At 69.9% G+C, this 25777-nt stretch carries 23 protein-coding genes and 1 tRNA gene; 17 read left to right on the top strand and 7 right to left on the bottom strand.

Features of this window, described 5'->3' with window-relative positions; genetic code table 11:
- Positions 1–160 precede the first annotated feature (160 nt).
- The 6 genes from ACWER9_RS24090 to ACWER9_RS24065 are packed head-to-tail and all read left to right on the top strand — an operon-like array spanning position 161 to position 7381.
- Positions 161–1702 carry an O-antigen ligase family protein gene (locus ACWER9_RS24090; protein ID WP_452303970.1) on the top strand — a complete coding sequence of 514 codons (1542 nt, stop codon included), beginning with the start codon at positions 161–163 and terminating at the stop codon, positions 1700–1702.
- On the top strand, positions 1689–3128 hold the full coding sequence (locus ACWER9_RS24085) for a hypothetical protein (protein ID WP_452303969.1): 1440 nt from the start codon (positions 1689–1691) through the stop codon (positions 3126–3128). Before ACWER9_RS24090 ends, ACWER9_RS24085 begins: the two co-directional genes overlap by 14 nt.
- A complete protein-coding gene (locus ACWER9_RS24080; protein WP_452303968.1) occupies positions 3125–4234 on the top strand; it encodes a polysaccharide pyruvyl transferase family protein in 1110 nt (369 codons plus the stop codon). Before ACWER9_RS24085 ends, ACWER9_RS24080 begins: the two co-directional genes overlap by 4 nt.
- The gene (locus ACWER9_RS24075; RefSeq protein WP_452303967.1) at positions 4234–5385 is read left to right on the top strand and encodes a glycosyltransferase family 4 protein; all 1152 of its coding nucleotides are present in this window, start codon (positions 4234–4236) and stop codon (positions 5383–5385) included. The genes ACWER9_RS24080 and ACWER9_RS24075 overlap by 1 nt, the downstream gene beginning before the upstream one ends.
- Positions 5382–6212, top strand: a complete 831-nt coding sequence (locus ACWER9_RS24070) for a glycosyltransferase family 2 protein (protein WP_452303966.1) — start codon at positions 5382–5384, stop codon at positions 6210–6212. The genes ACWER9_RS24075 and ACWER9_RS24070 overlap by 4 nt, the downstream gene beginning before the upstream one ends.
- Complete coding sequence (locus ACWER9_RS24065) at positions 6209–7381, top strand: glycosyltransferase (protein ID WP_452303965.1); 1173 nt, start codon at positions 6209–6211, stop codon at positions 7379–7381. Before ACWER9_RS24070 ends, ACWER9_RS24065 begins: the two co-directional genes overlap by 4 nt.
- 97 nt (positions 7382–7478) lie before the next feature.
- Here the strand turns inward: ACWER9_RS24065 and ACWER9_RS24060 are convergent, their stop codons facing one another.
- Positions 7479–9533, bottom strand: a complete 2055-nt coding sequence (locus ACWER9_RS24060) for a S8 family serine peptidase (protein ID WP_452303964.1) — start codon at positions 9531–9533, stop codon at positions 7479–7481.
- Positions 9534–9853: 320 nt separating this feature from the next.
- Here ACWER9_RS24060 and ACWER9_RS24055 point away from each other — a divergent pair, with 320 nt between their 5' ends.
- The 4 genes from ACWER9_RS24055 to ACWER9_RS24040 all read left to right on the top strand — a co-directional run bounded on the left by ACWER9_RS24055 (position 9854) and on the right by ACWER9_RS24040 (position 15007).
- Positions 9854–10738: a GH25 family lysozyme gene (locus ACWER9_RS24055; RefSeq protein ID WP_452303963.1), complete on the top strand. Its 885-nt coding sequence runs from the start codon at positions 9854–9856 to the stop codon at positions 10736–10738.
- A 191-nt stretch (positions 10739–10929) separates the two neighbouring features.
- The gene (locus tag ACWER9_RS24050) at positions 10930–12357 is read left to right on the top strand and encodes a glycosyltransferase family 39 protein (RefSeq protein WP_452303962.1); all 1428 of its coding nucleotides are present in this window, start codon (positions 10930–10932) and stop codon (positions 12355–12357) included.
- Between the two features lie 117 nt (positions 12358–12474).
- A complete protein-coding gene (locus ACWER9_RS24045) occupies positions 12475–13743 on the top strand; it encodes a DUF1800 domain-containing protein (protein WP_452303961.1) in 1269 nt (422 codons plus the stop codon).
- Position 13744: 1 nt separating this feature from the next.
- The gene (locus ACWER9_RS24040; protein ID WP_452303960.1) at positions 13745–15007 is read left to right on the top strand and encodes a DUF1501 domain-containing protein; all 1263 of its coding nucleotides are present in this window, start codon (positions 13745–13747) and stop codon (positions 15005–15007) included.
- A 31-nt stretch (positions 15008–15038) separates the two neighbouring features.
- On the opposite strand, the gene ACWER9_RS24035 is transcribed toward ACWER9_RS24040, so the two are convergent.
- Together ACWER9_RS24035 and ACWER9_RS24030 are read right to left on the bottom strand one after the other, a co-directional pair.
- Positions 15039–16469 (bottom strand): sugar transferase, encoded by a 1431-nt coding sequence (locus tag ACWER9_RS24035; protein ID WP_452303990.1) that lies wholly within the window; start codon positions 16467–16469, stop codon positions 15039–15041.
- Positions 16470–16725: 256 nt separating this feature from the next.
- Positions 16726–17790, bottom strand: coding sequence for an LCP family protein (locus tag ACWER9_RS24030; RefSeq protein WP_452303959.1), 1065 nt, complete (start codon positions 17788–17790; stop codon positions 16726–16728).
- A 119-nt stretch (positions 17791–17909) separates the two neighbouring features.
- Between ACWER9_RS24030 and ACWER9_RS24025 the strand changes: the two genes are divergently transcribed.
- The 3 genes from ACWER9_RS24025 to ACWER9_RS24015 all read left to right on the top strand — a co-directional run bounded on the left by ACWER9_RS24025 (position 17910) and on the right by ACWER9_RS24015 (position 20651).
- The gene (locus ACWER9_RS24025) at positions 17910–18743 is read left to right on the top strand and encodes an O-methyltransferase (protein ID WP_452303958.1); all 834 of its coding nucleotides are present in this window, start codon (positions 17910–17912) and stop codon (positions 18741–18743) included.
- A gap of 4 nt (positions 18744–18747) precedes the next feature.
- Complete coding sequence (locus ACWER9_RS24020) at positions 18748–19566, top strand: MOSC domain-containing protein (RefSeq protein WP_452303957.1); 819 nt, start codon at positions 18748–18750, stop codon at positions 19564–19566.
- 98 nt (positions 19567–19664) lie between these two features.
- Positions 19665–20651, top strand: a complete 987-nt coding sequence (locus tag ACWER9_RS24015) for an expansin EXLX1 family cellulose-binding protein (RefSeq protein ID WP_452303956.1) — start codon at positions 19665–19667, stop codon at positions 20649–20651.
- A 3-nt stretch (positions 20652–20654) separates the two neighbouring features.
- Here ACWER9_RS24015 and ACWER9_RS24010 read toward each other — a convergent pair whose 3' ends face one another.
- From ACWER9_RS24010 to bcp, 4 genes are all read right to left on the bottom strand, one after another.
- A complete protein-coding gene (locus ACWER9_RS24010) occupies positions 20655–21182 on the bottom strand; it encodes an N-acetyltransferase family protein (RefSeq protein WP_452303955.1) in 528 nt (175 codons plus the stop codon).
- A 95-nt stretch (positions 21183–21277) separates the two neighbouring features.
- Positions 21278–21360 (bottom strand) — tRNA-Leu (locus tag ACWER9_RS24005).
- On the bottom strand, positions 21346–22257 hold the full coding sequence (locus ACWER9_RS24000) for an HNH endonuclease signature motif containing protein (protein WP_452303954.1): 912 nt from the start codon (positions 22255–22257) through the stop codon (positions 21346–21348). The genes ACWER9_RS24005 and ACWER9_RS24000 overlap by 15 nt, the downstream gene beginning before the upstream one ends.
- A gap of 29 nt (positions 22258–22286) precedes the next feature.
- Positions 22287–22763, bottom strand: coding sequence for a thioredoxin-dependent thiol peroxidase (gene bcp, locus ACWER9_RS23995; protein WP_357352069.1), 477 nt, complete (start codon positions 22761–22763; stop codon positions 22287–22289).
- 177 nt (positions 22764–22940) lie between these two features.
- On the opposite strand from bcp, the gene ACWER9_RS23990 reads away from it, so the two are divergent.
- Genes ACWER9_RS23990 through ACWER9_RS23975 form a run of 4 tightly spaced genes read left to right on the top strand, consistent with a single transcriptional unit; the run spans position 22941 to position 25605 of the window.
- The gene (locus ACWER9_RS23990; RefSeq protein ID WP_452303953.1) at positions 22941–23657 is read left to right on the top strand and encodes an energy-coupling factor ABC transporter permease; all 717 of its coding nucleotides are present in this window, start codon (positions 22941–22943) and stop codon (positions 23655–23657) included.
- A complete protein-coding gene (locus tag ACWER9_RS23985; protein WP_452303952.1) occupies positions 23654–24064 on the top strand; it encodes a PDGLE domain-containing protein in 411 nt (136 codons plus the stop codon). The genes ACWER9_RS23990 and ACWER9_RS23985 overlap by 4 nt, the downstream gene beginning before the upstream one ends.
- 15 nt (positions 24065–24079) lie before the next feature.
- Positions 24080–24850, top strand: coding sequence for a cobalt ECF transporter T component CbiQ (gene cbiQ, locus ACWER9_RS23980; RefSeq protein ID WP_452303951.1), 771 nt, complete (start codon positions 24080–24082; stop codon positions 24848–24850).
- Positions 24847–25605 (top strand): energy-coupling factor ABC transporter ATP-binding protein, encoded by a 759-nt coding sequence (locus ACWER9_RS23975; RefSeq protein ID WP_452303950.1) that lies wholly within the window; start codon positions 24847–24849, stop codon positions 25603–25605. Before cbiQ ends, ACWER9_RS23975 begins: the two co-directional genes overlap by 4 nt.
- Positions 25606–25777 lie beyond the last annotated feature (172 nt).

The raw sequence follows: 25777 nt of genomic DNA, 5'->3' as shown, positions 1-25777 counted from the left end.
GGTACCGGCGAACTAGCTGCCCGCTTACCCGAAAGTCAGCCATGCCCGGCCCTGTGTACGTTGTCGACACCACCCCTATGATGAGCGCCCGCAACACCGCTTCGCCCGAGCCGATCGTCACCGGTTCTGAGTCTTCACCTCTACGTCCTGGCCGCAAGGCGTGAGCAGACCCCCGCACGACCAGCGCAGCCCTGGCGGTGACTGGTTGACCAACGCTGATACGGAGATCGTCATGTTGCCCGGCGTCGGCGATGGTCATCCCCAGGATGACCTGAGCCATGCCCCGACGGCCCGGCTGAACCCCAGCGAGGTGCTGGCCCAGCGCAGCGTCCAGCCGGCCGCGGTCCCCGCCGAGCCGGCCGCGGTCCCCGCCGAGCAGACGCCCGACCCGCACTCGGCGGGCCGCCATCGAGGCCCGGGCCTGCTCACGGAGCTGACCTCGGCCGTCCGGGCGTTCGTCGAGGGCCTGCGATCCGATCCGGATCAACGCATCGTCGCCGTGTTGGCCGTGCTCGTGGCGTCACTCGGTCTGGCGCCGATCGCCCTCGCGCCGTCCGAGGTGGTGATCTACAGCGGTGTGGCCACCGGCACGCCGATGCTCTACACGTACACGATCGCCATCGCGGTGGCCGTGGTCGTGATCGGGATCCAGACGCGGCGTCAACTCGCCCGTGCCTTCTTCCCGTGGGTGCCGTTCCTCGGCTGGATGCTCCTGTTCGCCGTGCTGGCCTGGGACTCCTCCCTGCGTACCGTGAGCGGTCTGGTGCACTTCAGCCTGGTGGCGATCGTGTTCGCCATCGGGGTCGGCGGTGAACGCGCCGACCGACGGAACTCCGTCCTGCTCTGGGCCTTCGCGGCGGTGGCGTGGTTGCAGCTCTTCGCGATCACGATGGCGGTCATCGGTCTTCCGCTGCGCCGGATCGCCGGCCAGCAGGCGCTCGACGTGCTCGGTCGCGCCACCGGCCTGACCAGCCATCCGGGCGAGCTGGCGAAGCTGCTGTTCTTCTGCGGGATGTGTGCGTTGACGCTGCCGCAGAAGACGGTGCGGCAACGGTGGGTGGCCTGGAGCACGCTCGGTGCCGTCTTCCTCGGCGTCTCCCTCACCCAGAGCCGCTCCGTCCTCGCGGCGGTGGTCTCCATGGTCCTCCTCCTGGTGGTGCTCGAGTTCGTGACCGGGCGCTGGCAGAAGAAGTACTTCGTCGTCCTCGGGATCACCGGCCTGCTCGGCCTGCTGTCGGTGCCGTGGCTGATCAAGCGGTTCACGGCCGACCCCGAGGGCGGCGACCGTCAGCACCTGCTCCAGGTCGCCTTCGACGTCATCCGGGACAACCCGTGGGCAGGCGTGGGCCCCAACAGCTACGTGGCGATCGCCGGCGCCACCGACAAACTGACCGCGAGTGGTGTGCCCGTGCACAACGTGCTGTTGCTCAGTGCCGCGGAGTTGGGCATCATCGGCGCGCTGCTGCTCTGGCTGCCGTTCGCGATGACCGCCACCAGCGCCATGCACGCCGTGTTCCGGGTGCGGACCTCGGAACTGGCGCCCCGGGTCCTGGTCAGCGCGCTGCCAGGCCTTGTCCTGATCGGCATGACGGGATGGGGGCTCATGCAAGGACCGTACTTCTTGATGTTGGCGCTGATCTCCGGCTACTTCTACGCCCGGTCGCGACACGTACGAGTGACGAGTGGCTATGGTCGCGACTGAGGTCACGACGCCGGAGCGACGGCGACCGTCCCTGGGGATCGTGTCGGGTCTGCTGGGCATCTCCACCCTGGCCACCCGTTCGACCACCCTGGTGGTCATGGCGTTCCTGACCAGGGGCGCCGGCACCGAGGCGGTCGGCTTCTACGGTCTCGCCACGCTCATCGCGTCCTTCACCGCCGCCGCGCTCTCCCTCGGCCTGCCGACCTACCTGACCAGGGAAGCCGCCGCGGGCACGGTGTCACCGCCGGTGGTCGCGCGGATCCACTGCGGGCGCTTCCTCGCGTTGATGGTGGCCGCTGCCGTCGCGTACCCCGTGATCGGCGCGGTCCTTCCTCCGCAGGCGCAGGTCGCCTTCTTCCTGATCTTCGTGGCCAGTCTGCTGGAGCAGTGGAACGAGACGGCGTGGGTGCTCATCCGGGGTACGCCCTCGGCGTGGGCCGAGCCGCTCACGAACGTGTCCGCAGGTCTTCTGCTGGTGGGCGCGTGCGCGGTCGACGTGTGGCTACTGGACGGGCTCTCCCTCGGCGACGCCGCCGTCTACATGTCGATAGCGGCAGTCCTCAGGTCAGCCGGCGCGTTCCTCATCGTGCGCATCCTGCCGGCGCTGCGTGACTCCCGGGGTGTCCGGGCGTTCCAGCACGTCCGGCAGGCCCTGCCGTACTTCGCCGCCGACCTCTTCGGTCTCTTCTACTTCCGCGGCGACGTGTTCGTCCTCGCGTTCTTCGTCGCCGCCGCGGAGGTCGGTGAGTACGTGTCGGCGGCGGCGATCGTCGGGCCGGTGGTCCAGGTCGCGGCGTCCATGGGCGTCGGCGCGCTCGCCTACGCCGCGCCGCGCCGGGCGTCCGGGGCCGCCCAGTCGAACGACCCGCTCACGATCTTCCGGTTCTTCGGGCTCGCCGGTCAGGCCGCCGCCGGCGTCATGTTCATCGGAATCCCGATCGGGACCGCCGTGCTGTTCGGCGACCACGCGGGCAACATCCCGACGCTCGCGATGGTGCTGACCTTCTTCCTGGTCCTGCGATTCGGCAACTTCGGCCTGTCCGCAATCCTGCTCTCCCAGGGCCGTGCCTCCAGCCGGCTGATCGTCCTGGTGTTGAGCATCTGTGGCAGCGTCGGCCTGAACCTCGCCCTCGACGGCACGTACGGCGCATTCGGTTCCGCCACGGCGATGGTGCTGAACGAACTGGTCGTGGCGGGGTCGCTGCTCTGGTTCCTGCGGATAAAGGAACTGGTACGGCCGGTCGTGATCTCGTTCGTGACCGTGGCGGCGGCGGTCGGCGCGCTCGCCCTGCTGCTGTCCGTCCTGGAACCGGCCCTGGCGTCCTTCATCCTGGGCGGCGTCATTCTCGTGCTGGCTATCGCCAAATTGTTGGCTCAACGGAGGGCCGCAGGTCACCTGCAGGCCGCGACGACGGAGGACATGTGAGGGTCGGAATAGTCGGGTGGTTCGGATCGGACAATCTCGGAGACGAGATCCTGCTCCACTCGCTCATTACCTGCGTCCGCGCGGTCAAGGAGAACGCGACATTCGTCGTCTTCTGCCCCAACCCGGACCGGGTCGCCGAACTGCACGGCGTGGAGACGGAGAACATGCCCGTGCTGCGGGCTCGGGGCGCCTCGGAGCGTCAGGTCGCGGTCCAACGCTCGATCAAGTCCTGTGACCTGCTGCTCCTCGGCCCCGGCACGGTCTTCCAGGAGCGTTCCCCCAACCTGGCCTGGCCCGGCACCCTGCCGATGTTCGCCCGGATCATCGCGATGGCCAAGATCGCCGGGACGCCCGTCGCCACCGTCGGCGTCGGCGTCCGGGAGGGCGGTACGCCGTTCGGTCGCCAGTTGCTCCGTGTCATCGGCGCCGCGTGTGTCGGCGTCGGTGTGCGCGACGAACGCACCGCGTCGCACTTCGGCTCCAGCGCCGAGGTCATCGGCGACATGGCGTACACCCTGCCGCTGCCCGACCTGGAGCGGGTCGACGCCGGTCGTCGCTTCGCGCTGTCGATGCGGCCGCTCGCGCCGGAGCTGGAGACCCCCCTGCTGGCGGCGACCTCCGGTTGCGCCGCCCGGCTGCGCCAGGAGGGGTGGTCGGGCACCTTCCTGCCGATGGCCTTCGGTCGGGGAGCGCACGGCGAGGACGACCGCGTCATCTACGAGCGTGCCTTCCGCGACCTGCTGACCCTGGACCCGACCCCGTTGGACGGCAGCCAGCCGCTCGCCGGGGCGCTCCGCACCTGGTTGCAGGCGCTCGCGACGAATCAGCTCGTCCTCGGCACCCGCCTGCACGCGGCCCTCCTCGCCGTGGCGATCGGCGTTCCCACGGTGGCCATCGCCTACGAGCGGAAGGTCCAGGACGCCTTCGTCGACCTGGGGCTCAGCGAGTACGTGGTGCCGCCGGACGTCGACGCCGACACGCTCTACCGCAAGGCCACCCAGGCCGCGGCGGCCACCGAGCAGTTCCGGGAGGCCGCCGGCCGGGTCGCCGCCCAGGGACGCATCGCGCAGGGGTTCGTCACGACGCTGTTGAAGCGGCTGGACTGATGCGGGTCCTGCTGCTCACCCCATTCGCGCCCAACGGCCAGCACAACCACGCCGCGGCCGACACGATCGTGCAGCTCACGCCGCGGCTTGCCGAACAGGTCGACCTGTTCGTGTACTCCCCGGGGAACACCGCGGCGTCCGAACGGGACGATCTGAAGTACACGTTGCTGCCGTCCGAGGTCGTCGCGCGCCCGAGTCACCTGGACCGTCTCCGGGTCGAACCGGCCTGGCTGCGCCAGGCGTGGCCGCGCGAGGCGACCCAGGAGGCGGCCGAGCTGATCCGCCGGATCCAGCCCGACGTGGTGCACGCGGAGTACCTCCAGTCCGCCGAGGTCGTCGGGCTCAGCCGGGCGTCGGTGCTGGGCCTGCACGACATCACCGAGAAGGTCATGCGGGAGTCGTACCGGGCGTCGTCCGGCCTGGAACGGCCGTACCGCCTCGCCGAGCTGGTGCGGACCCGACGGTTCGAGCGGACGGCGATCCGGCAGGCGGCGGCCGTCATCACCCTGTCCGACGCCGACTTCGCGGTGGCCCGGACGTACAACGCCAACACCGTTCTCGCCCGGCCCGGCATCCACGTGGGGGAGCGGTCCTGGTCGCCGCCGCCGGTGACCAGCCGACCGCGTCTGGTGTTCGCCGGGGCGATGTGGCGACGTGCGAACGTTCTCGTCGCCGAGCTTCTCGCCCGGGAGGTGATGCCGATCGTGTGGCAGAGCCTGCCGGACGCCGAACTCAGGATCGTCGGGGCGGATCCCACAGCCGACGTGATCGGTCTCGGCGAGCACGACAGCCGGGTGGTGGTGACCGGCGCGGTGCCCGACTTCCAGTCGGAGATGCTCGGCGCCCACGCCGTCGTCGTACCGTCGATCGTGGGCGGTGGTGTGCTGATGAAGGTGGCGCACGCCATGGCCCTGGGCTGCCCGGTCATCACGTCGAGCGGTCCGGCCGAATCGGTCCGGGGGGACGCCTCGATGCTGTTCGTCGCGTCCAGCGCGGACGAGATCGCGGCGGCCGTCCGGGCCGCTGTCGAATCACCGCAGGACGCCGCGCAGCGTGGCCGGAACGCTCGCGCCCACATCGAGCGGACGTTCCGGTGGGACGACACGGTCCGCTCGTACCTCGACGCCTACGCGATTGCGGGTCGACAGTGAAGATCGCAGCCATCATCGTCTCCTACAACTCGGCCAAAGAGCTTCCCCTCAGCCTGGGCTGCCTGGGTGCCCTGCCGATCGAGCACGTCGTGGTGGTGGACAACTCCTCCACCGACGACAGCGTCGAGGTGGCGAAGTCCTTCGGGTACCAGGTCATCTCGCTGCCGAACGTCGGCTTCGGCAAGGCCATCAACGCCGCCGCCGAGGCCGTCCCGGACGCGGACGCCTACTTCCTGCTCAACCCCGACTGCCACATCACGGCCGAGTCCTTCGCGCACCTCGTCGAGGCGCTGCGGGCCGACCCGACGTTGGGGGTGGCCGCGCCGCTGATGCGCTACCCCGACGGACGCTTCGGGATCTCGGCGGGTCCCTCGCCGAGCATGGCCAAGGAGTGGCTGGCCGCCCTCCGCGTCGACGAGCTCGTGCCCAGCGGCCTGAAGCGGTCACTGGCGCAGGCGGCGCCGCTGCGGAAGAAGTTCCAGATGCTCGACTACCTCGATGTCGAACCGACAGGTCAGGTACGCGAGGCCGCCTGGGTGTCGGGCTTCTGCATGCTCGTCCGAGGGGATGCCTTCCGGGCCGTCGGCGGGTTCGACCGCGACTTCTTCCTCTACTTCGAGGACGTCGACCTCTGCACCCGGCTCTGGGCCGGGGGCTGGAGTGTGAAGTCGATCGGGACGAGCGTCGCCGAGCACAAGGAGAGCACCAGCACCGCTGCGGTCGGCAAGAACAACCTGTACCGGGCCGGCATGCAGGTCTATTTCGCGAAGCACGGAACGCGAGCTCAGCGAATCCTCGCGTCCGCCCTAAGGAGGCTGCCGATTTGAAGATCTTGTTCGTAGCACCCTGGATCCCGGCGTCGGTTCGTCCGCGAAGCCTGGTGATCCTGGAGATGCTCGCCGCCGAACACGATGTCCGCTTCCTCGCGCTGACGCACGACGACAAGGAGGTGGAGCTGGCCGACCAGCTGCCGGTCAAGGAGCGCACCCTCGTCCCCAACCCGCGCGCCGGTTCCATGCTGCGCTCCGCCCGTGCGCTCGGCACCGGGGTCTCGTTGCAGACGGGGTACGCGAGCCCGAAGGCGCTCACCGACGCCCTGCGGCAGCAGCTGGACGAGTTCCAGCCGGACGTGGTGCACCTCAACGTCTTCCGCACCGTCCACCTGGTCGAGGCCTGTGGCGACACGCCGGTCATCGTCGACCTGGACGAGTTCCGCAGCGAGTATTACGAGCAGTTGGCCTCCCACGGGCCCAACCTCGCCTGGCGGGCGTTGGGTCGGGTGGAGGGGAGCCGGATGCGGGCGCGCGAGGACGAGCTGGTCCGTAAGGGCGTGCCGCTGATGCTCTCCGCGCCGTCCCTGCCCGGTCAGGAACGGCCCAACACCTATCTGGTCCGGAGCCCCTGCGACTTCTCCGTACAGCGGCAGCAGGGCCCGATCGCACCGACGGTCCTGTTCGTGGGTCGGCTCAGCTACGAGGCGAACGTCAACGGCCTCATGTGGTTCGTCCGCGAGTGCTGGCAGGGCATCCGCGACGCGGTCCCGGACGCCCGGCTGCGGATCGTCGGCACGGACCCGCCGAAGGCGGTCCAGGCGCTCGTCGGCAACGGCATCGAGCTGCACGCCAACGCGCCTGCCGTGGAGCCCTACTACGCGGACGCGGCGGTCGCCATCGCGCCGATCTTCCGGGGCACCGGGGTGCAGCTGAAGCTCATCCAGGCCATGTCCGCAGGTGTGCCGAGCGTGACGACGAGCATGGTGGCCGACCGTGCCGGTGTGCAGGACGGTGTGCACGTCAGCGTCGCCGACGACAGGGCCGGCTGGATCGCGAAGGTCGCGGCGCTGCTGTCCGCACCGGAGACCGCCGAGCGGATGGCCGTCAACGGACGGGAGTGGGTGGTGGCCCACCACAGTTCGGCAGCGGTCCGCCAGCAGCTGCAGGCGGCGTACGCCTCGCTCTCGCGGCGGTCAGGGGTGGACGCCGGACCGACTCGCTGACGAACCAGCCCGGATGGCGAAGGGGCCGCCGAGACGGATGTCTCGGCGGCCCCTTCCGGGTTTGTCGCGTCAGGACGCGACGGTCAGGTGTTGGTGCTCAGCCGACGGTCTGAACGACGTGGGTGAACATCGTCGACGGGCCCGGGTCGACCCCGGCCCACGGGTCGAAACTGGCGATCATCGGCGAGGTGGTGCTCGGTGCCACCACCAGGTTGCCGTTCCACTGCGACTGGAACAGCATGCTGCCGTCACCCCAGTGGTAGAGCCAGAACGACTGCTGGTCGCCGAGGGTGGTGGAGTTGGCGATCAACGGCAACGGGTTGAAGCTGCTGTTGACCGGGGCGGTCACGAAGCGCCAGTTGGTGTGGGCCCGCAACGCGACGCCGTCGTCTCCCAGGTCGAGCAGGTCGAACTTCTGGGGGTTGCCGACCGTCGTGCCGTTGGCGATCAGCGGCGACGTGGCGCTCGGCGCGGTCACGATCCGGTTGTTGCTCACCGAGTTCAGGACGACGACCGCCGCCGGCGAGGCCCAGATGAACTTCTCGGCCGTACCGACAGTGGTGGAGCTGGCGATCAGCGGGCTGGCCCCACCCGACGGCACGGTGACGTACTTGCCGTTCACCTTCGCGATCAGGGTGGTGGTGCCGTCGCCCTGCATCACCACCTGGAAGCGCTCCGCGTCGGTGATGGTGCTGGCGTTGGCGATCAGTGAGCCGGCGCCGCCGGAGGTGGCGCTGACGTACTTGCCGTTCGCCCAGGACGAGAACGCAATGTAGCCGGTGCCCGCGCTGATGATGGTGAACTTCTCCAGATCACCGATCTGGCTCGGAGCCTGGCTGGCCTTCAGCGGCTGGGTGCCGCCCGTTCCCACCGTGACGGTCTTGCCGTTGGTCAACGCGCGCAGGCCGGTGACCTGCGGAACGGCCGTGGTGCCGATGCGCAGCATCACGTCGCTCGTAGCGGTGAACGCCGTGTTGCGGACGACCCGTCGGGTGCCGCCGTAGACGAGGTTGTTACGCACCTGCAGGGGCGTCCAGGTCGGGTTCGCCGACAGCGCGAGCGCGGCGGCGCCCGCGACGTGCGGGCTCGCCATCGAGGTGCCGCTGTACTTGCCGATCGCCGTGTCGCTGCTGGCCACCGACGACGGGATGTTGTGCCCCGGCGCGTGGATGTCCACGCAGGACCCGTAGTTGGAGAACGACGCCCGGAAGTCGACCTCGTCGGTCGCTCCCACGGTGATCGCCGAGGCCGCGCGGGCCGGCGACTCGAGGCAGGCGTCGCCGCCGCTGTTGCCGGCGGCGACGGAGTACGACACGCCGGAGGCGATAGAGGCCTCCACCGCGGCGTCGATCGGCGCGTAGGCCTCGCCGCCGAGGCTCATGTTGGCGACGGCCGGCTTCACCGCGTTCGCGGTGACCCATTCGATGCCGGCGAGCACCTCGGCGTAGCTGCCGCTGCCCTCGCAGTCGAGCACCCGCACGGCGACCAGCTTGACGGCCTTGGCCACACCGTAGTTGGTGCCGCCGATGGTGCCGGCGACGTGCGTGCCGTGCCCGTCACAGTCGTTCGCGACCGTGTCGTTGTCGACGAAGTCGTAGCCGTAGCTGGCCCGGCCACCGAACTCCTGGTGGCTGATCCGGATGCCGGTGTCGATCACGTAGGCGTGCACGTTGCTCGCCGTGTTCGGGTACGTGTAGCGCTTGTTCAACGGCGCGAAGATCTGGTCCAGCCGGTCCAGGCCCCACGACGGCGTGTTGAGCTGGGTGTCGTTCTTCGACACCTTGCGGTTCTGCTCCACGTACGCGACCGCGGAGTCGGTGGCCAGCTTCTTGGCCTGCGCCGCGTTCATCCGGGCGGCGAAGCCCCGGATCGAGCGGGTGTACGTGTGGGAGACGGCGCCCCCGTACTGCTTGCTGAGCGCCTTGACGCTGGCGTTGACGGTGGCCGGGTTGGCCTTGGTGTCCTTCAGGACGACGATGTAGCTGTCCTTGATGGCGCCCTTGTCGGCGGTCGTCAGGGCCTTCGGCAGCTTCTGCACGTCGTCCGACGGTGCGGCGTACGCGGCACCGCCACTGGAGAACGTTGCGGCTGCGACGACGGCGAGGGCGAGCCCGGCCGTGACCGAGCGACCAGCTCGGCGAAGTTGGAACACGTGAGACTCCCCGTGGGGTCAGCGTCCAGAGCGGACGCACTTGAAAGCCCCCGCCTTTCGGCAGAGACGCAGCCCATCTTCGTTGAAGCGTGCCATCGATGGCTCAGCCGTTCGGACCGATTGATGGTGAACGCACCGGCGGCCTCTTAACCTCGGACCGGCCCATTCACTTCTGCCGAGCAGGGCAGCGCGAAGAGCCCTCACTTGCGTAAAGTACGACAGTAGTTTTCGCGCCGGTTGATCCGCCGGTCCACGCGATGCCCACGTTCGCTGACGAAGCGCGAGACGTCGGCTCCTGAGTAAGGAGATTCGGGACACTCATGTCACGGAAATGGATTCCGGTGCTGCTCGCTTCCGCGCTGGCTGTCAACCTGCTCGGCACGCCACCGGCGTCGGGCGCGGCGGCCACCCCCGACGGCGGCGGCCGCGCCATCGCCGGGGGCACGCTGGGAGCACGGCAGAGCCCGGTGTCGGCGCTGGCCGACCCGCCCGCCGGCTACACCATCCAGGGCATCGACATCTCCAGCCACGACCACAACCTCGGGCCGATCAACTGGGGCGCGGTGGTGGCCGGGGGTAACAGGTTCGTCTACATCAAGGCCACCGAGGGCAACGACTACCTCAATCCCTTCTTCAACGGCGACTACACGGCGGCGAAGGCGGCGGGTCTCTTCGTCGGCGCGTACCACTTCGCCCGCCCGGACGGACGCGACCCGGTGGGCGAGGCCAACTACTTCATCGACAACATGCGGTGGGCGAAGGACTCCCGCACGCTGGTGCCGATGCTCGACTTCGAGTGGCCGTACTGGTCCGGTGCCCCGACCTGCTACGGGCTGACTCCCGCCGAGTTGACCAACTGGGTGCGGGCCTTCACCAACCAGGTCAAGGCACGTATCGGCCGACCGATGATGATCTACACGAACACCAACTTCTGGAACCCCTGCACCAACAGCGACGCCTCCTTCGGTGGCCTGCTGTTGGACATCGCCGGCTACACCACGACCCGGCCGCCGCTGCCCGCCGGTTGGTCCACCGAGACCATCTGGCAGTACGCGCCCGGCGACCCGTCCCAGCCCGGCAACTACAGCAAGAACGTCTTCAAGGGCGACTACGCGGGCCTCACCCGGCTCACCAGCCCCGAGGTCAGTGTCGCGCCCCCGGGCCCACCGCCGATCCGCCGACCGATCCTGCCGAAGCTCCGCTGATCGGGGCGACAACGACCGGCACGTCGACAATTCATCTCGTCGACGCTTTGCCGTCGGGTAATTGCGGGCCTGCGCCGGCGGGCACGGTCAACCCGTCGGCTAGTCTCCAGGCGACATCACGGGTGGGAGAATTAGTGCGCGCCGCAAAGAGCGATCTGGTTCCCTTCAGCATCGGTTTTGCCGTGATGCTGGTGGTTGCCGGTTTTTCGTTGACAAGCGTTCCACTGGACTGGGACGAGGGCGCGACGCTTTCCGCGGCGACCCGGTCGTTCGGTGAGCTGCTGGAGCTGGCCAGCTACAAGGACGCGGTCATCACGCCCTTCTACCTGGTGCTGCACGTGCTGGTCACGGTCTTCGGCGAGTCCGACGTCGTCCTGCGTCTGCCCTCGCTGGTGGCGATGGCCCTCGGTGCCGGCGTGACCGCCGAGATCGGTCGGCGGGTGGCCGGGCTGGCAGCCGGGATCCTGGCCGGCGTCATCTGCTCGGCGATACCCAGCCTGGTGTTCTTCGCCCACACGGCCCGGCCGTACGCGTTCGCGTTCCTCTTCGCGACGCTCTCGTCCCTGCTGTTGCTCTCGGCCGTGGCGTCGCCCTCCTGGTGGCGATGGGTGGGCTACGGGCTGTGCCTGGCGCTCACCGGGGTCTTCCACCTGGTGGCGCTCTCCGTGCTTGCCGCGCACGTGGTGATCCTGGCCCTGGCCTGGTGGCCGGAGCGGGATCGCCGGCTGTTGCGGGCGCTCCCCGCGATAGGCGCAGCCCTGGTGCTCGTGTCACCGCTCATCTGGTTGGGCCGGAGCCAGCGGTACTCCCAGCTGCACTGGGTGCAGACACCGACCTGGAAGACCGTCGGCGCGCTGCCCGGCGACGTCGCCTTCAGCCCGGTCGTGGGTTACCTGCTGGTGCTGCTCGCCGCCGCCGCGTACTTCGCCGTGCCGACCCGTCGGTACGTCGAGTTGGTCGTCCTCGGCACGGTGCCGGTCGTCGTGGTCATCGGGGCCTCGCTGATCGCGCCGGTGTGGGTGCCGCGGTACGGCATCTTCCTGCTCGCGCCGGTTGCGGTGCTGGCGGCTGCGACAGTCACCACCTCGCGCCTGCGGGCGGTGGCGGTGCTGCCGTGGGTGGTCCGCGCGGCGGCGGTCGTGGCAGCGCTGGTGCTCCTTTCGCTGCCCGTGCAGCGGTCGGTCCGGCAGACACACAACTCTCCGGACACCCGCGGCATGGCCGCCGCCATCCACGACAACGTGACCACCGGCGACGTCGTCGTCTACACCGACTTCGCCTGGTCGATGCGGCCGACCCTCACGCACTACCTGGGCGAGTTGGACTGGGCGGGGGCGGTCCAGCCACCGGACGTCCTGATGAAGCAGACGGCGGCCAGCAACGGGACGCTTGAGGCGACCGAGTTCATCGACATTCAGGGCAGGCTGGCCAAGGCCGACCGCATCTGGCTCATCGGTCCGGCGGCCGGTGTCTACGGGGCGTCGCAGGACCCTCTCGCCGCGCCGGGTTGGAAAGTCAAGTACATCCGGCAGCACTACGAGGTGCGGGAGACCTACACGTTCGAGACCGGGCGAGCGGTGCTGCTCGCGGCCCGAAGCGGGTCGACCGGCCCCGAGTAGGGGCGCCCGGGGGAGCGGACCCCGCAGGGTGGGAGGGTCGGCAGGCATCCGCACGGTGTGGGTGGATTTCAGACCCGTGGGTCGACCGTGTCATCGCGGTCGCATACATTTGCTGGCATGGCCGACGATCTCGCGTTGCTACTGCGCCGCGCCGGTTTCGGCCCCACCGCCGCTGAATTGGCCGCGGCGAAGAAGGCAGGGTACGACGCAACCGTCGCCGCTCTCACGGCGCCGACGGCACCAGACGTGGGTGCGTCGCTGGCCCCCATTCCGGTGCTGGGCCCGGATCCGTTCGCCGGGCTGGTCAACGCGACCGAGGCCCAGCGGGCCAAGGCGAGCGAGCAGCGCTGGGAGCAGACGAAGCAGATCACCCTGTGGTGGCTGGACCGCCTCACGGTGGCCGATCACCAGACGCGCGAGAAGCTGTGGTTCTTCTGGCACGGGCACTGGGCCACCTCGGTGCGGAAGGTGATGCGGCCACAACTGATGCTGTTGCAGCACCGGAATCTGCGCAGCACGCTCGACTTCGCCGTGCTGGCGCACAAGATGGTCACTGACCCGGCGCTCGTCTTCTGGCTCGACGGCGAGTCCAACACGCGGACGGCCCCCAACGAGAACCTCGGCCGCGAGCTGTTGGAACTCTTCATGCTCGGCATCGGCCGGTACACCGAGCAGGACGTGAAGGCGGCGGGTCGTGCGCTGACCGGCTGGCGGATCGACTACGACGGCGCCCGCAGCTACTTCAGCCCCGGCTGGCACGACAACGGGGCGAAGACGATTCTGGGTGAGACGAAGAACTTCGGCGCCCGGTCGCTCGTCGACCTCCTGCTCAAGCAGGAGCGGTGCGCTGCCTTCATCGCCGAACGGCTCTGGTTCCGCTACGCGTCGTCGACCACCCCGATCCCGAAGTCCACCCGGGACGCCATGGTGGGCGCCTTCCCGAACTCCATGTCCATGCTGCGCAAGCTCTTCGAGGACGGGGCGTTCCGCGCCACCGTCAACACGTTGGTGAAGCAGCCGACCGAGTGGTTCGTCGGCGCGATGCGGCACCTGGGGCTGCGGCCCGGCGAGCTGTCTGATGAGATGTCGACGTACGTCCTCAATGGCCTGGAGCGGCTGGGCCAGCTGCCGTTCGCGCCTCCGAGCGTCGAGGGGTGGCCGGCCGGCGCGGAGTGGTTGACGGTCGGGGCGGCGCAGGCCCGCCTGAACTTCGCCGGTCGGATCGCCCAGTTGGTTCCGGCGCAACGACTGACCCCGGAGGACGTCGCGCACGTCCTCACCATCGAGACCTGGACCAACAGGACGTACGCGGTCCTGAAGGCCACCTCCGACCCGCAGCGTCTGTTGACCATCGGGTTGGCGAGCCCGGAATACCTGGTGACGTGACATGGATGCAGTGACCCGGCGCAGGTTCCTCCTGGCCTCGGGGGTTGCCGGAGGCAGCGCCCTCGTCGCCGGCGCGGCGAGTTTGAGCCTGGGCAACCTGCTGCGGACGGCAAGTGAGGCGTCCGGCGCTGAAGACCACCGTAAGACGCCCAAGCTGGTCATCGTCACGCTCTACGGCGGCAACGACGGCCTCAACACGGTCGTGCCGTACGCGAGTTCGGCCTACCACTCGGCCCGGCCCGAGCTGGCCTACAAGCCGGAGCGGGTGCTTCGCCTCGACGACGCGTTGGGGTTGAACCCGATGCTCAAGGGCCTGAGCTCCCTGTGGGGCGAGCAGCGGTTGGCGGTCGTCCTCGGCGCCGGCTACCCGAAACCGGACCGCAGCCACTTCCGCTCCATGGACATCTGGCAGACCGCCTCGCCAAGTGGTCCGACCAGCTCGGGGTGGGTGGGCCGGTGGTTGGACGGCACCAAGGCCGCCCCCGAGGCCGCGGTCAGCTTCGAGCCCATGCTTCCGCCGCTGCTCGCCGGGGAGACCCGCACCGGGGCCTGCGTGAGCATCGGTGGGCTCAAGTTGCCGCCCGGACTCACCGCGGACATGGTCGGGGCGCTGGGGCGTCGGGAGCCGAGCGAGTCGGAGCTGCAGGCGCGGGCTGCGGATGCGTACGCCAACCTCATCAACATCGACCAGCTGATCCGGCACGCCGAGGCGGTCAGCGCGCCACCTGAGGCCACCGTCCAGCCGGACAGCCCGGCCACGAGCACGGGCGGGTCGAACGTCCTCTCCGCGCAGCTGTCGCGGGTGGCGCAGTGTGTCGAGGCCGGGGTCCCGACCCGGGTGTACTCGGTGAGTCTCGGCGGGTTCGACACGCACGCCTCGGAGCGGCTCGGCCACGAGTTCCTGCTACGTCAGCTCGACCAGGCCCTGACCGGCTTCGCTGGCCGGCTGTCCCGCACCGAGGCTGGTCGACAGGTCACCACAGTCGTCTACAGCGAGTTCGGCCGGCGGGTCCGGGCGAATGCCTCCGACGGCACCGACCACGGAACCGCCGGCCCCGTCCTCGTGCTGGGTTCCCAGGTTGCCGGCGGGCTCTACGGGGAGCAGCCGAGCCTGACCGACCTGGACGACGGTGACCTCAAGGCGACGACGGACTTCCGCGATGTCGTCGGCACCCTCCTGGCCTCGGTGTTGCAGGCCGATCCGGCGCGTTACGTCGGTGGCGGTTACGAGCCGAAGATGTTGCCGTTCCTCGCACGCGACTGACGGTCACGACCGGACCGGCCGGTGGCTGTCGTCAGCGACCGCCACCCCGGAACACCTCCGCGACCGTCCGGAGCACCACCTTCACGTCGAGCCACAGCGACCAGTTCTCGATGTAGTAGTTGTCGAACCTGGCCCGGTCGGAGATCGGGGTGTCGCCGCGCAGACCACTGACCTGCGCGAGCCCGGTGAGGCCGACGGGCACCCGGTGGCGCATCGCGTAGTTCGGGTACTCGGCCGAGAACTTCTCCACGAAGTGCGGCCGCTCCGGCCGGGGCCCGACCACGCTCATCTCACCGCGCACGATGTTCCACAGCTGCGGCAGCTCGTCGAGGGACGTACGGCGCATGAACCGCCCGATCGGGCCGACCCGCCGGTCGTGCGCGATGGACCAGTTGGTCTGTGACTCCTGCTCGTCGACCGGGCGCATGGAGCGGAACTTGATGACGTTGAACGGCTTGCCGTACCTGCCGATCCGCTCCTGGTAGAAGAAGATGCCCCGACCACCGTCGATGAACGTGGCGATCGCGCAGAGCAGCAGCACCGGGCTCAGCAGGATGAGCGCCAGGGTGGCGACGAGGACGTCGGAGGCACGCTTGATGGCCCAGCGCGGACCGGACAGGGTCGTGTCGCCGATCTTGGCGATCGGGATGGCGCCGATGTGGTCGGGGTAGCCCGCCTGGGACCGGGACCCCCACAGGCGCGGCACCACCCAGAGGTCGCAGCGCGAGGTGTTGGGCTGGAGCAGGGTCGCGATCAGCGTGGACTCCGTGCAGTCCGGGTCGGCGATGACCAGGACGTCGCAGTTCAGCAGCCGGACCAGTTGTTCGACGTTGTCGAGGGTGCCGAGCAGCGGAACCGCGCCCGGGTCCTGACGGGATGCGGCGTCGACGCAGCCGACGAAGCGCAGGCCGTACTGGGGGTAGCGCCGCAGCAGCCGGGCCAGCTCCACGCCGATCGGGCCGCTGCCGATGATGATGGCGTTGTGCTCCACCCACCGCCGCCGACGCGCGACGATCGTCAACTTGCGGCTGAACGCACGACCGGCGATCACCAGCGCCGCGGAGAGCGCGACCCCGCGCATGAAGCTCGTCACGTACTCCACCGAGGCGTGCCGTTCGGCCGCGATGATGGCCACCACCGCGGCCGAGGCCAGCAACCGCCCGCAGAGGATCGGCAGTTCGTCGAGGATGCTGACGTGCCGGCGGGCCCGGTAGAGCCCACCCGCCGCGAAGATCGCCACCGTGAGGGCGGCGTTGGCGAGCGTCCCGCGCCAGTAGTTCTGGGTCAGCAGCAACGGAGTCAGCAGCGCCACGACATCGACGGGCGCCGTCATCATCCAGGCGCGCAGGAAACGAGTGCCGGTCGAGGCCTTGGAGCTGGCGTAGGGCAGCACCGCGGTCGTGTCGAGACCGGGGACCATCGCTGCCTTCACCGCTGGGTCGGGCCGCTCGACCCGCGGCATGGCGGCAACGGTCGGCGCGTCGTTCGCCGGCTCGCCCTCCGTGGCCACCGACTGCTGTGGAGCCGACTGTTGCTGCGGCACCACCGCCTGCTGCGCGCCGCCTTCAGGCGTGCTCGAATAACTGACCGCCGAATGGCGTGACATGATCGATTCCTCCCCCGTGACTACCCTCGGCCTTACATGTCGCGCCTTCGGGCGATCGCAGGATATGAGCCGCTCAGCTGCGCCGCCAGAGCCGGATGGACAATTGGAAGCCCTACTTACCGGCGGCCAGGATCTCCGGCACGGCGTCGCGTCGGACCGCACCGTAGAAGGACTTGGCCTTCTCGGTGTTGGCGAAGACGACGCTCTCGCTGCCGACCCGGCCGGTGCCCTTCGTCGGGCTGGTCAGGAAGGTCATGTTGCCGCCGCGCAGGTTGCGCAGGTCGGTCGCCATGTCCAGCAGGGACATCTTCTCGTCGACCGAGACCGCGCTTGACGAGGCCTTCACGAACGAGTTGAGCCGGCCCGGGTTGGTGAGGATGCCACCGGAGGCCGCCTTGTCCATGATTGCCCTGATGACCTGCTGCTGGTGCCGGATGCGGGCGAAGTCGCCGTCGGCGAACTGCTTACGCTGCCGGGAATAGTCGAGTGCGGCCTCGCCGTCCATCCGCTGCATGCCCTGCTTGAAGTTGCGGAACGGCGGGTGGATCGAGGTGAACGACTTCTCCGAGTCGATATCGACGCCGCCCAGTGCGTCGATGATCTCGACGAATCCGGCGAAGTCAATGATCATGACGTGGTCGATGCGGACGTCGGTGAACTTCTCCACGGTCTGCACCATCAGCGGCACGCCGCCCCAGGCGTACGCAGCGTTGATCTTGGCATCCCGGCCGCCGTTGTTGCCGTCCTTGGAACGCGGCACCGGCACCCAGGTGTCGCGGGGGATCGAGACGAGCTGGGCGCTGGATCGATCCTTTGGAATGTGAGCCAGGATGATGCTGTCGGTACGCGAACCGGTCGTGCCCTCCGGATCACGGGAATCGCTACCCAGAATCAGCATGTTGAGAGCGCCCTTGACCGCAGCCTGCGGACGACCCTCCTCGGGAACGTCGGCGAACGCGTCGACCCGGTCGATCCCGGAATTGATCGAACGGAAGTAGAGCCCGCCCGCGATGAGACCGCCACCGCCGAGCAACGCCATCACCAGAAAGGTGATCAGGGCGACCTTCTGCCACCGGGGGCGGCGACGCCGCGATCGGGGCGCCTCAGTCGGCTCGGGCGGCGACTGCTGGTCGAAGAACTGGGTCTGAGGTTCCACGTACTCCTGGCGATACTGCATGCCGCGATGCTACTGATTCCGGGTTACCAGCATGTACCCCCGTCTGGTCCATCCGGCTGCACATCCTGGCTAAACGGCTTTTTCCACCAACCATTGCCTGAACCTGATATGAAGCAGCGGTGGACGCCACGCAGTTGCGCCGAGCCATCGCCCGTACTCCACTCGCACCCGTCGCCGCATTCCCCAAGCGGCTCGCCCGGGTCGCCCGCCACGACGCCAAGGTGCTGCGCGCCTCGGCCCGGTGGCTCGTCACCTCCCGTGAACATCACAACTACACCTACGAGCTGACCACGCTGAGCCGTCACCACCTGACCTGGTTCGTCAGCGTCGTCTGCGACATCCCGGTCCAACAGGTCCGTGGCTACGTCGCCGAGATCGAGTCCGACGACGTGCTGCGGCACCACATCGAGCAGGCCACCGCCACCGCGGCCCGCCGCGGTCTCGCCGACAGGAAGGTCCGCTACGCCAGACGTGTCGGCTGGTACGCGATCGTCCGGGCCACCAAACCCGCCCACGTGGTGGAGACCGGCGTGGACAAGGGGTTGGGCACCTGTGTCCTGGCGTCCGCCCTGCTGCGCAACGCGCAGGAGGGGCACCCGGGCCGGGTCACCTCGCTGGACATCAACCCCGAGGCCGGCTACCTCGCCCGGGTGGCACCGTGGTCGGAGGTCGTCGACCTGGTGATCGGTGACTCCATCGCCTCGATCGGCGCGCTGGACCGCCCGGTCGACCTGTTCCTGCACGACAGCGACCACAGCCGGGCCCACGAGAAGCGTGAGTTCGACGCCGTGGAGGCCAAGCTCGCCCCGGGCGCGATCCTGCTCACCGACAACGTCACAAGCACCAACGTCCTCGCCGAGCAGGCCGAACGCACCGGGCGGCGGTTCCTCGCCTACCGGGAGAGCCCAGCCAACCACTGGTATCCGGGCGACGGGATCGGCGTGGCATGGTAGCCGGGTGCGGCTGACCTCGATTCACACGTACCCCATCAAGGGCTGCCACCGGCTCGACCACGACGGCGCGTTCGTGCACCCCTGGGGCCTGGCCGGCGACCGGCGCTGGATGGTCGTCGACGCCGACGGCGTCGGCGTCACCCAACGGGACACCACCCGGCTCGTCGGCCTGTGCGCCGACGTGCGCCCCGGCGGCCTGTCGCTGCGCGCCGACGGGCAGCCCGACCTCGACGTGCCCGAGCCGGCCGGCGGCGAACCGGTAGCGGTGCGCACCTTCCGCAGCCGCGCGTTCCCGGTCCCCGCGCTGGCCGCCGGCCAACCGGCCGACGACTGGCTCGGCGCGCTGCTCGGCCGACAGGTCCGGCTGGTCTGGCTGGCCCAGCCCACCCGCCACCTGGCCGCCGGGACCCGCGACCACGACACCGGGGACCAGGTCAGCTTCGCCGACGCCTACCCGCTGCTGCTGGCGAACGCCGCGTCCCTCGACGTCCTCAACGACTGGCTGGCCGAGGTGGGGGAGGAGCCTGTGCCGATGACCCGGTTCCGACCCAACCTGGTGGTCGGCGGCGCGCCCGCCTGGGCCGAGGACGAGTGGGTCGGCCGGCCACTGCGCGTCGGTGACCGGATGTTCCGCGCCGCCGGGCCGTGCGGCCGCTGCGTGGTGACCACCACCGACCAGGAGACCGGGGTACGCACCAGAGAGCCGCTGCGCACCCTCGGACGGCACCGCAACATCGGGCAGAAACTCCTCTTCGGACTGAATCTGGTCCCGCTCGACAGTGGACCCCTGGCGGTGGGCGCCCCGGTCGTCGTCGCACCCTGACCGCGGTCGGCACCTCTCAGTCACCGTCCGTCGACACTGTCTTAGCTTTGGCTTAGCCCGCTTGTCCGCACACGCCCAGGTCCGGCAGCATCGCCGTCGTGACGGACGGAAGCACGGTCGACATCGCCATCGACCTGGACCATCCGCCGGAGGACCGGCCCGCGCCGCCGTCCGGGGCGAAGCCCTGGCTGGTCGCCGCCGGCGTCACCGTCCTCGCGGCGGCGCTCGGGCTCACCCTCACCCTGCGCTCCGGCTCCACACCGGCCTGCGCCGCCGGTCGGACACTCGCCGCCGCCCCGCCCACCGGCACCGCCACCCACACGGGCAAGGCGACCTTCTACGACTCCAAGGGCGCCGGCGGCAACTGCTCCAACCCGGCCGCCCCGGCCAACCGGCTCTACGTCGCGCTCGGCCCGACGGAATACTCGACCGGTGCCGCCTGCGGCGGTTTCCTCGACGTCGTCGGCCCGAAGGGCACCGTCCGGGTGCTCATCATGGACCAGTGCCCGGAGTGCGAACCCGGCCACCTCGACCTGTCCCGCGAGGCGTTCGCCCGGATCGCCGACCCGGTCCAGGGCCTCGTCCCGGTCACCTACCGCGCGGTGGTCAACCCGCCGCTGCCCGGACCACTCACCTTCCGGATCAAGGAGGGCGCGTCGCAGTGGTGGTTCGCCGTCCGCGTCGGCAACCACGGCAACCCACTGCGGTCCGTCGAGGTACGGCAGGGTGACAGCGGCCCCTGGCAGTCGGCCGCCCGGCAGGACTACAACTACTGGCTGATCGCCTCCGGCGCCGGGCCGGGCCCGTTCAACCTCCGGGTCAGCGACGTGTACGGCAAGCGCGTCACCGTCAGCGGCATCCGGATGGCACCGGGCCAGGTGCAGAACAGCACGGTCCGGATGTACGCACCCGGCGGCGGGCCGACCCCGCGCCCGTCCGCGTCGACCCGTCCGCCGAGCAAGAGACCGGCGGTCACGCCGACGCCCGCTCGTCGGCAGGTCGAGGTGGCGCAGACGAGCGCGCCGGCCACCGAGGCGCCGACCAGCAGCTCGGCCCGGGCGAACGCCCGGTGGTGCGAGGGCTGACGCTCAGTCGACGACAGTCAGGTCGAGCCACATCAGAACCTCGTCCCGGTCGTCATCGGGGGCCAACCGCAACGCGCCCGGCAACCGGCCGACCTCCCGGAAACCCAGGCGCCCGTAGAACTTGTCCAACCCCAGACCGTCGCGCACCGTGACGTGCAGCGCCTCAAGGCCGAACGTCCGGCCCAGCCGGGCAGCCTCCACCATCAGTGCCGAGCCGTGGCCGGTGCCCTGGGTGTCCGGGTGGACCATCACCCGCTTCAGCACACGCCAGTGCGCCGTGAGCGGGAAGCGGTTGTCGCTGAAGATCAGCATGCCGACCAGCCGGCCCCCGGAGTAGGCGACAAGCAGCCGGTCCGGTCCGTCGGTGATGCCGGCGAAGGTCGGACCGGCGGTGACCTGCACGTCGGCGGTGCTGACCGGCGGTACGAAGCCGACCGCGCCGCCGGCGTTGCTGACGTCCACCCAGAGGTCGACGATCTCGGCACGCAGCCGCGGGGTCAGGTCGGGGTCGAGGACGAAGCGCAGACTCACGCTGGCCATCCTGCCCGCACGACGACGTCCGCAGCCCTCGACAGTGACGCGCCCGACAGCCGCCGTGCCGCCCAGCAGGTGGTGTTCTTGACCTGTGCGGGAGAGGGGATTCGAACCCCCACATCCTTCCGGATACAGGTTCCTAAGACCTGCGCGGCTGCCGTTACGCCACTCCCGCCAACTCCCTGAGTCTAGAGCGTCTGGCTCCGACGGTGTTGAGCCCGGCCTCCCTGAGAATGGTCGAGATCGTGCCGTGACCAACTCTGCACGCCCCGACCGGCAGACCGCGAAGGATGGCGGACAGCCGCTTCGGCCCGGCATCCGGATGCGCCAGCGCCTGTTCTATCACCGCGTCCCGACGAGCCCTCGAACGCCAACTGCGGTTCGGGCGTGGCCGCAACACGCCGTCCTGCTCCAGCCGTCGCCGGACCTTGTGTAGATACGCCGGGGTCCAGCCCAACTGCCGTGCCGCCTCCACGGCCGTCACCTGCTGGGCGTCGATCCGACCGAACAGGTCGACGATCTTTGGGCCACGATCGCGGCCAGCCACCCCGTCGTAGCGTTCCTCCCCATCGGTCGGTATCGCCAGGTCGGGGAGATCGAAGGCCCGCTTCCGTCGCCCCGCGTAGGTGGCCGTCTGGCTGTGGCAGTTCGGGCAGAGGATCCGCAGGTTCGGTGGCCGGTTGTCGAGGAAGTCACCGTTGATGTGGTCGACGTGCAGGACGAGCGGGCCGCCTCGCCACACCGGCCCGACCCCACAACCCTCGCACTCCTCCGGCACGCCGATCGTGCCCAGCGCCCACTTCAACCGTGTGCCGGGCGTCCGGCGGGAGCCGTCCGGCAGCACGACCAGGAGCTGTGCGGACGTGATGCGCCGTTCGCCGCGCCGCCCCTTGTTGTGTGCCTGCCTGGTGAAGTGCGACGTGTCGATGCCGAACCTCTTGAGCTGACGGCTGATGTGCGCGTGCGAGCCGCCGCTGACGCGTACGCCGAGCAACCGCATCACGTCGGTGACGTTGCGCGCGGCGGCGGCCGCGGTGGCGAGCACCTCGGGGGTGTATTTGTATCGGGCCATTCACGGAAAGTAATGGCCGAATGTGACAGTCAGTCCAGGCCGAGGTCGCGACGGAGCTTGGCGACGTGCCCGGTGGCCTTGACGTTGTAGAGCGCCCGCTCGATCTTGCCGTCGGCGTCGATCACGAACGTCGAGCGGATCACGCCGGTGACGGTCTTGCCGTACAGCTGCTTCTCGCCGTACGCGCCGTAGGCGACAAGCACCGCCTTGTCCGGGTCCGACACCAGCGGGAAGGTGATCGCGTCGCGCTCTCGGAACTTCGCCAGCTTCTCCGGCTTGTCCGGGGAGATGCCGACGACCTCGTAGCCGGCGGCCTGGAGTGAGGCGAGCGAGTCGCGGAAGTCGCAGGCCTGCTTGGTGCAGCCGGGGGTCATCGCGGCCGGGTAGGCGTAGAGGACGACCTTGCGGCCGCGCAGGTCGGCGAGGGAGAGCTGGTCGCCGGTGTCGGTGCCGAGGGTGAAGTCGGGCGCGGGGTCACCGGGGGAGAGGCGGTCGGGCGCGGTCATGGCCCGACCTTACCGCCGCGTCTGCAGGTGCCGTCGCCGCTGGTGCCTTCGGCTCGTCACCTGCGGGAAAGGTGATCATCACCTCCCGTTGTTGCCAGACTATGGCAACAACGGGACCCGGGAAATAGGCTGAGCCTCGCCGGCCCGGTCCGGGCCCGCTGACGCGTGGGAGGTCGCGTGGAGACACTGGCGATGCACATCTCGAACGGGATCATCGACGGTCCCGTGGCAGCGATCTTCGCTGCCCTCGCTCTTGCCGCGCTGACCGCCTGCGTCCTGCGCGGTCGGCGTGACCTGGACGACCGGCTGGCCCCGATGGCCGGCCTGGTGGCGGCGTTCATCTTCGCGGTCCAGATGCTCAACTTCCCGATCTTCACGGCCGGTGTCAGCGGCCACCTGCTCGGTGGTGCGCTCGCCGCCATGCTCGTCGGCCCGTGGGTGGGCGCGCTCTGCGTGTCGGTGGTGCTCGTCGTACAGGCACTGATCTTCGGCGACGGCGGCGTGGCGATGCTCGGCCTCAACATCACGAACATGGCGCTGCTCGGCACCGCCGCGGCGTACGTGCTGATCGCGCTGCTCCTGCGGGTGCTGCCCCGCACGCCCGCAGGTCTGGCCGTGACCGCCTTCGTCGCGGCCATGCTGAGCGTGGTGGTCGCGTCGCAGGGCTTCATCCTGGAGTACTGGCTCGGCGGCACCACCGACCTGGGCAGCAACCTGACCGGCCTGGCCGGCACGATGGCCGGCACCCACCTGCTGATCGGCATCGGCGAGGGCCTGATCACCGCGACCACGGTGCTGACCGTCGCCAAGGTGCGCCCCGATCTGGTGTACGCGCTGCGTTCCCTGCGTACGCCCACCACCCCCGCTGTCCCGGTCGCCGGAGGTGTCCGATGAAGAACCGCTCCTGGGCCTTCCTGGCCGGTGGCCTGCTTGTCGCCCTGCTGCTCGCCGGTGTGGTGAGCAACTACGCCTCGTCCCACCCGGACGGGCTGGACTCGTCCCTGCTCAAGGGCTGCACCGTCGACGCCGACGACACCATCGTCGCCGGCAGTTGCCCGGCGCAGCAGGCGAAGGACCACGAGCTGGGGGACAGCCCGCTTGCCGACTACGGCGTACGGGGTGTCACGAACAGCTTCGTCTCCACCGGCCTGTCCGGGGTGCTCGGCGTGTTGGTCACCTTCGCGATCGGGGCTGGCGGTTTCTGGCTGCTGCGTCGTCGAGGCGGCACGCCGGCCGACGGTGACGCGTCGACGACCACCGAGGGCGACGCCACGGCGGCCCGCGCCACAGCAACGAACTGAGCAGGAGGCACGCGGATGGGAGCCGGTCACCGGCACGTGCTGTACCGCGAGTCGGCCTCGCCGGTGCACCGGCTCCCGCCCGAGGTCAAGATCGTGGCGATGGTGGTCTTCACCCTCGCCGTGGTGGCCACCCCGCGCGAGGCGTTCTGGGCCTTCGGCGCGTACGCCGTGCTGGTCGCGCTGGTGGCGGCGCTGGCCCGGGTGGGACCACGGTGGTTGCTCAGCCGAGCATTGATCGAGCTGCCGTTCGTGCTGTTCGCCGTCGCCCTGCCGTTCCTCGGCAGTGGCGACCGGGTCGAGGTGCTGGGCCTGTGGCTGTCCGAGGACGGGTTGCACGGCGCGTGGAACATCCTGGCCAAGGGCACCCTCGGTGTGCTCGCCTCGCTGCTGCTCGCCGCGACCACCACCACCCGGGACCTGATCGTGGGGCTGGACCGGCTGCACTGCCCGCAGGTGCTCACCCAGATCGCCACGTTCATGCTGCGCTACCTGGACGTGCTCGTCGGCGAGGCGCGGCGGATGCGGGTCGCCCGGATCTCCCGGGGCGACGACCCGCGTTTCCTGTGGCAGTTGCGCGGCTTCGCCGCCGGGATCGGGGCGTTGTTCCTGCGCGCCTTCGAACGCGGCGAGCGGGTCTATCTGGCGATGCTGTCCCGGGGTTACACCGGGCGGATGCCCGCCGTGTGGCAGGGCGAGGGCGCGGCGAGCGTCGGCCAGTGGCTGGTCGCGGCCACCGTGCCGGTGGTGGCGGCCTCCATCGCCGCCACCGCCGTCGTGCTGTCATGATCGGTGTCGTGCAGACCGCTGTCTCGCTCGACGTTCGGGGCGTTCGCTACGCGTACCCGGACGGGCACGTCGCCCTTCAGGGGGTCGACCTGACCGTGCCGCGCGGCGACCGGGTGGCGCTGCTCGGCCCCAACGGCGCCGGCAAGACCACGCTGGTGCTGCACCTCAACGGCATCCTCGCCCCCACCGAGGGCAGCGTGAGCGTGGGCGGGCTGACGGTCACGCCGGATCGGGCCACCCTCGCCGAGGTACGCCGCCGGGTGGGCATCGTCTTCCAGGACCCGGACGACCAGTTGTTCCTGCCCACCGTGGCGGAGGACGTGGCGTTCGGGCCGGCAAACCTCGGTCTGCGCGGGGCCGAGCTGGCCGCCCGGGTGGACGAGGCGCTCGCGGCGGTGGGGATGGGTGAGCACCGCGACCGGGCCCCGCAGCACCTGTCGTTCGGGCAGCGCCGCCGGGTGGCGGTCGCCACCGTGCTCGCCATGCACCCCGAGATCCTGGTGCTCGACGAGCCGTCGTCGAACCTCGACCCGGCAGCCCGGCGGGAGCTCGCCGAGATCCTGCGCGGCCTACCGGTGACCCTGCTGATGGTCACGCACGACCTGCCGTACGCGGCGGAGCTGTGCGAGCGCTCGGTGATCCTGGACAGCGGCCGGATCGTCGCCGACGCCCCCACCCGCACCCTGCTCAACGACGCCCCCCTGCTGGCGAAGCACCGCCTGGAACTCCCCCAAGGCTTCACCCCCAACCCCTAACCCCTACCCCCTCCCGGCCCCCGCGCCCGCGCCCCTCCACCCGCCCGCCCGCCGATCTTGCACTTTCTGTCCCCGCCTATACCGCGAATGCCGCATATCCCCAACACAAAGTGCAAGATCGCGGGGTCGCGCCGCGCCGCGCCGCGCCGGGCCGGGCCGCGCCGGGGCGCGC

It is taken from the genome of Micromonospora sp. NPDC003944, assembly GCF_053605225.1.
The sequence above is the reverse complement of the archived record's forward strand: the minus strand, read 5'-3'. Positions and strand labels throughout refer to the sequence as shown.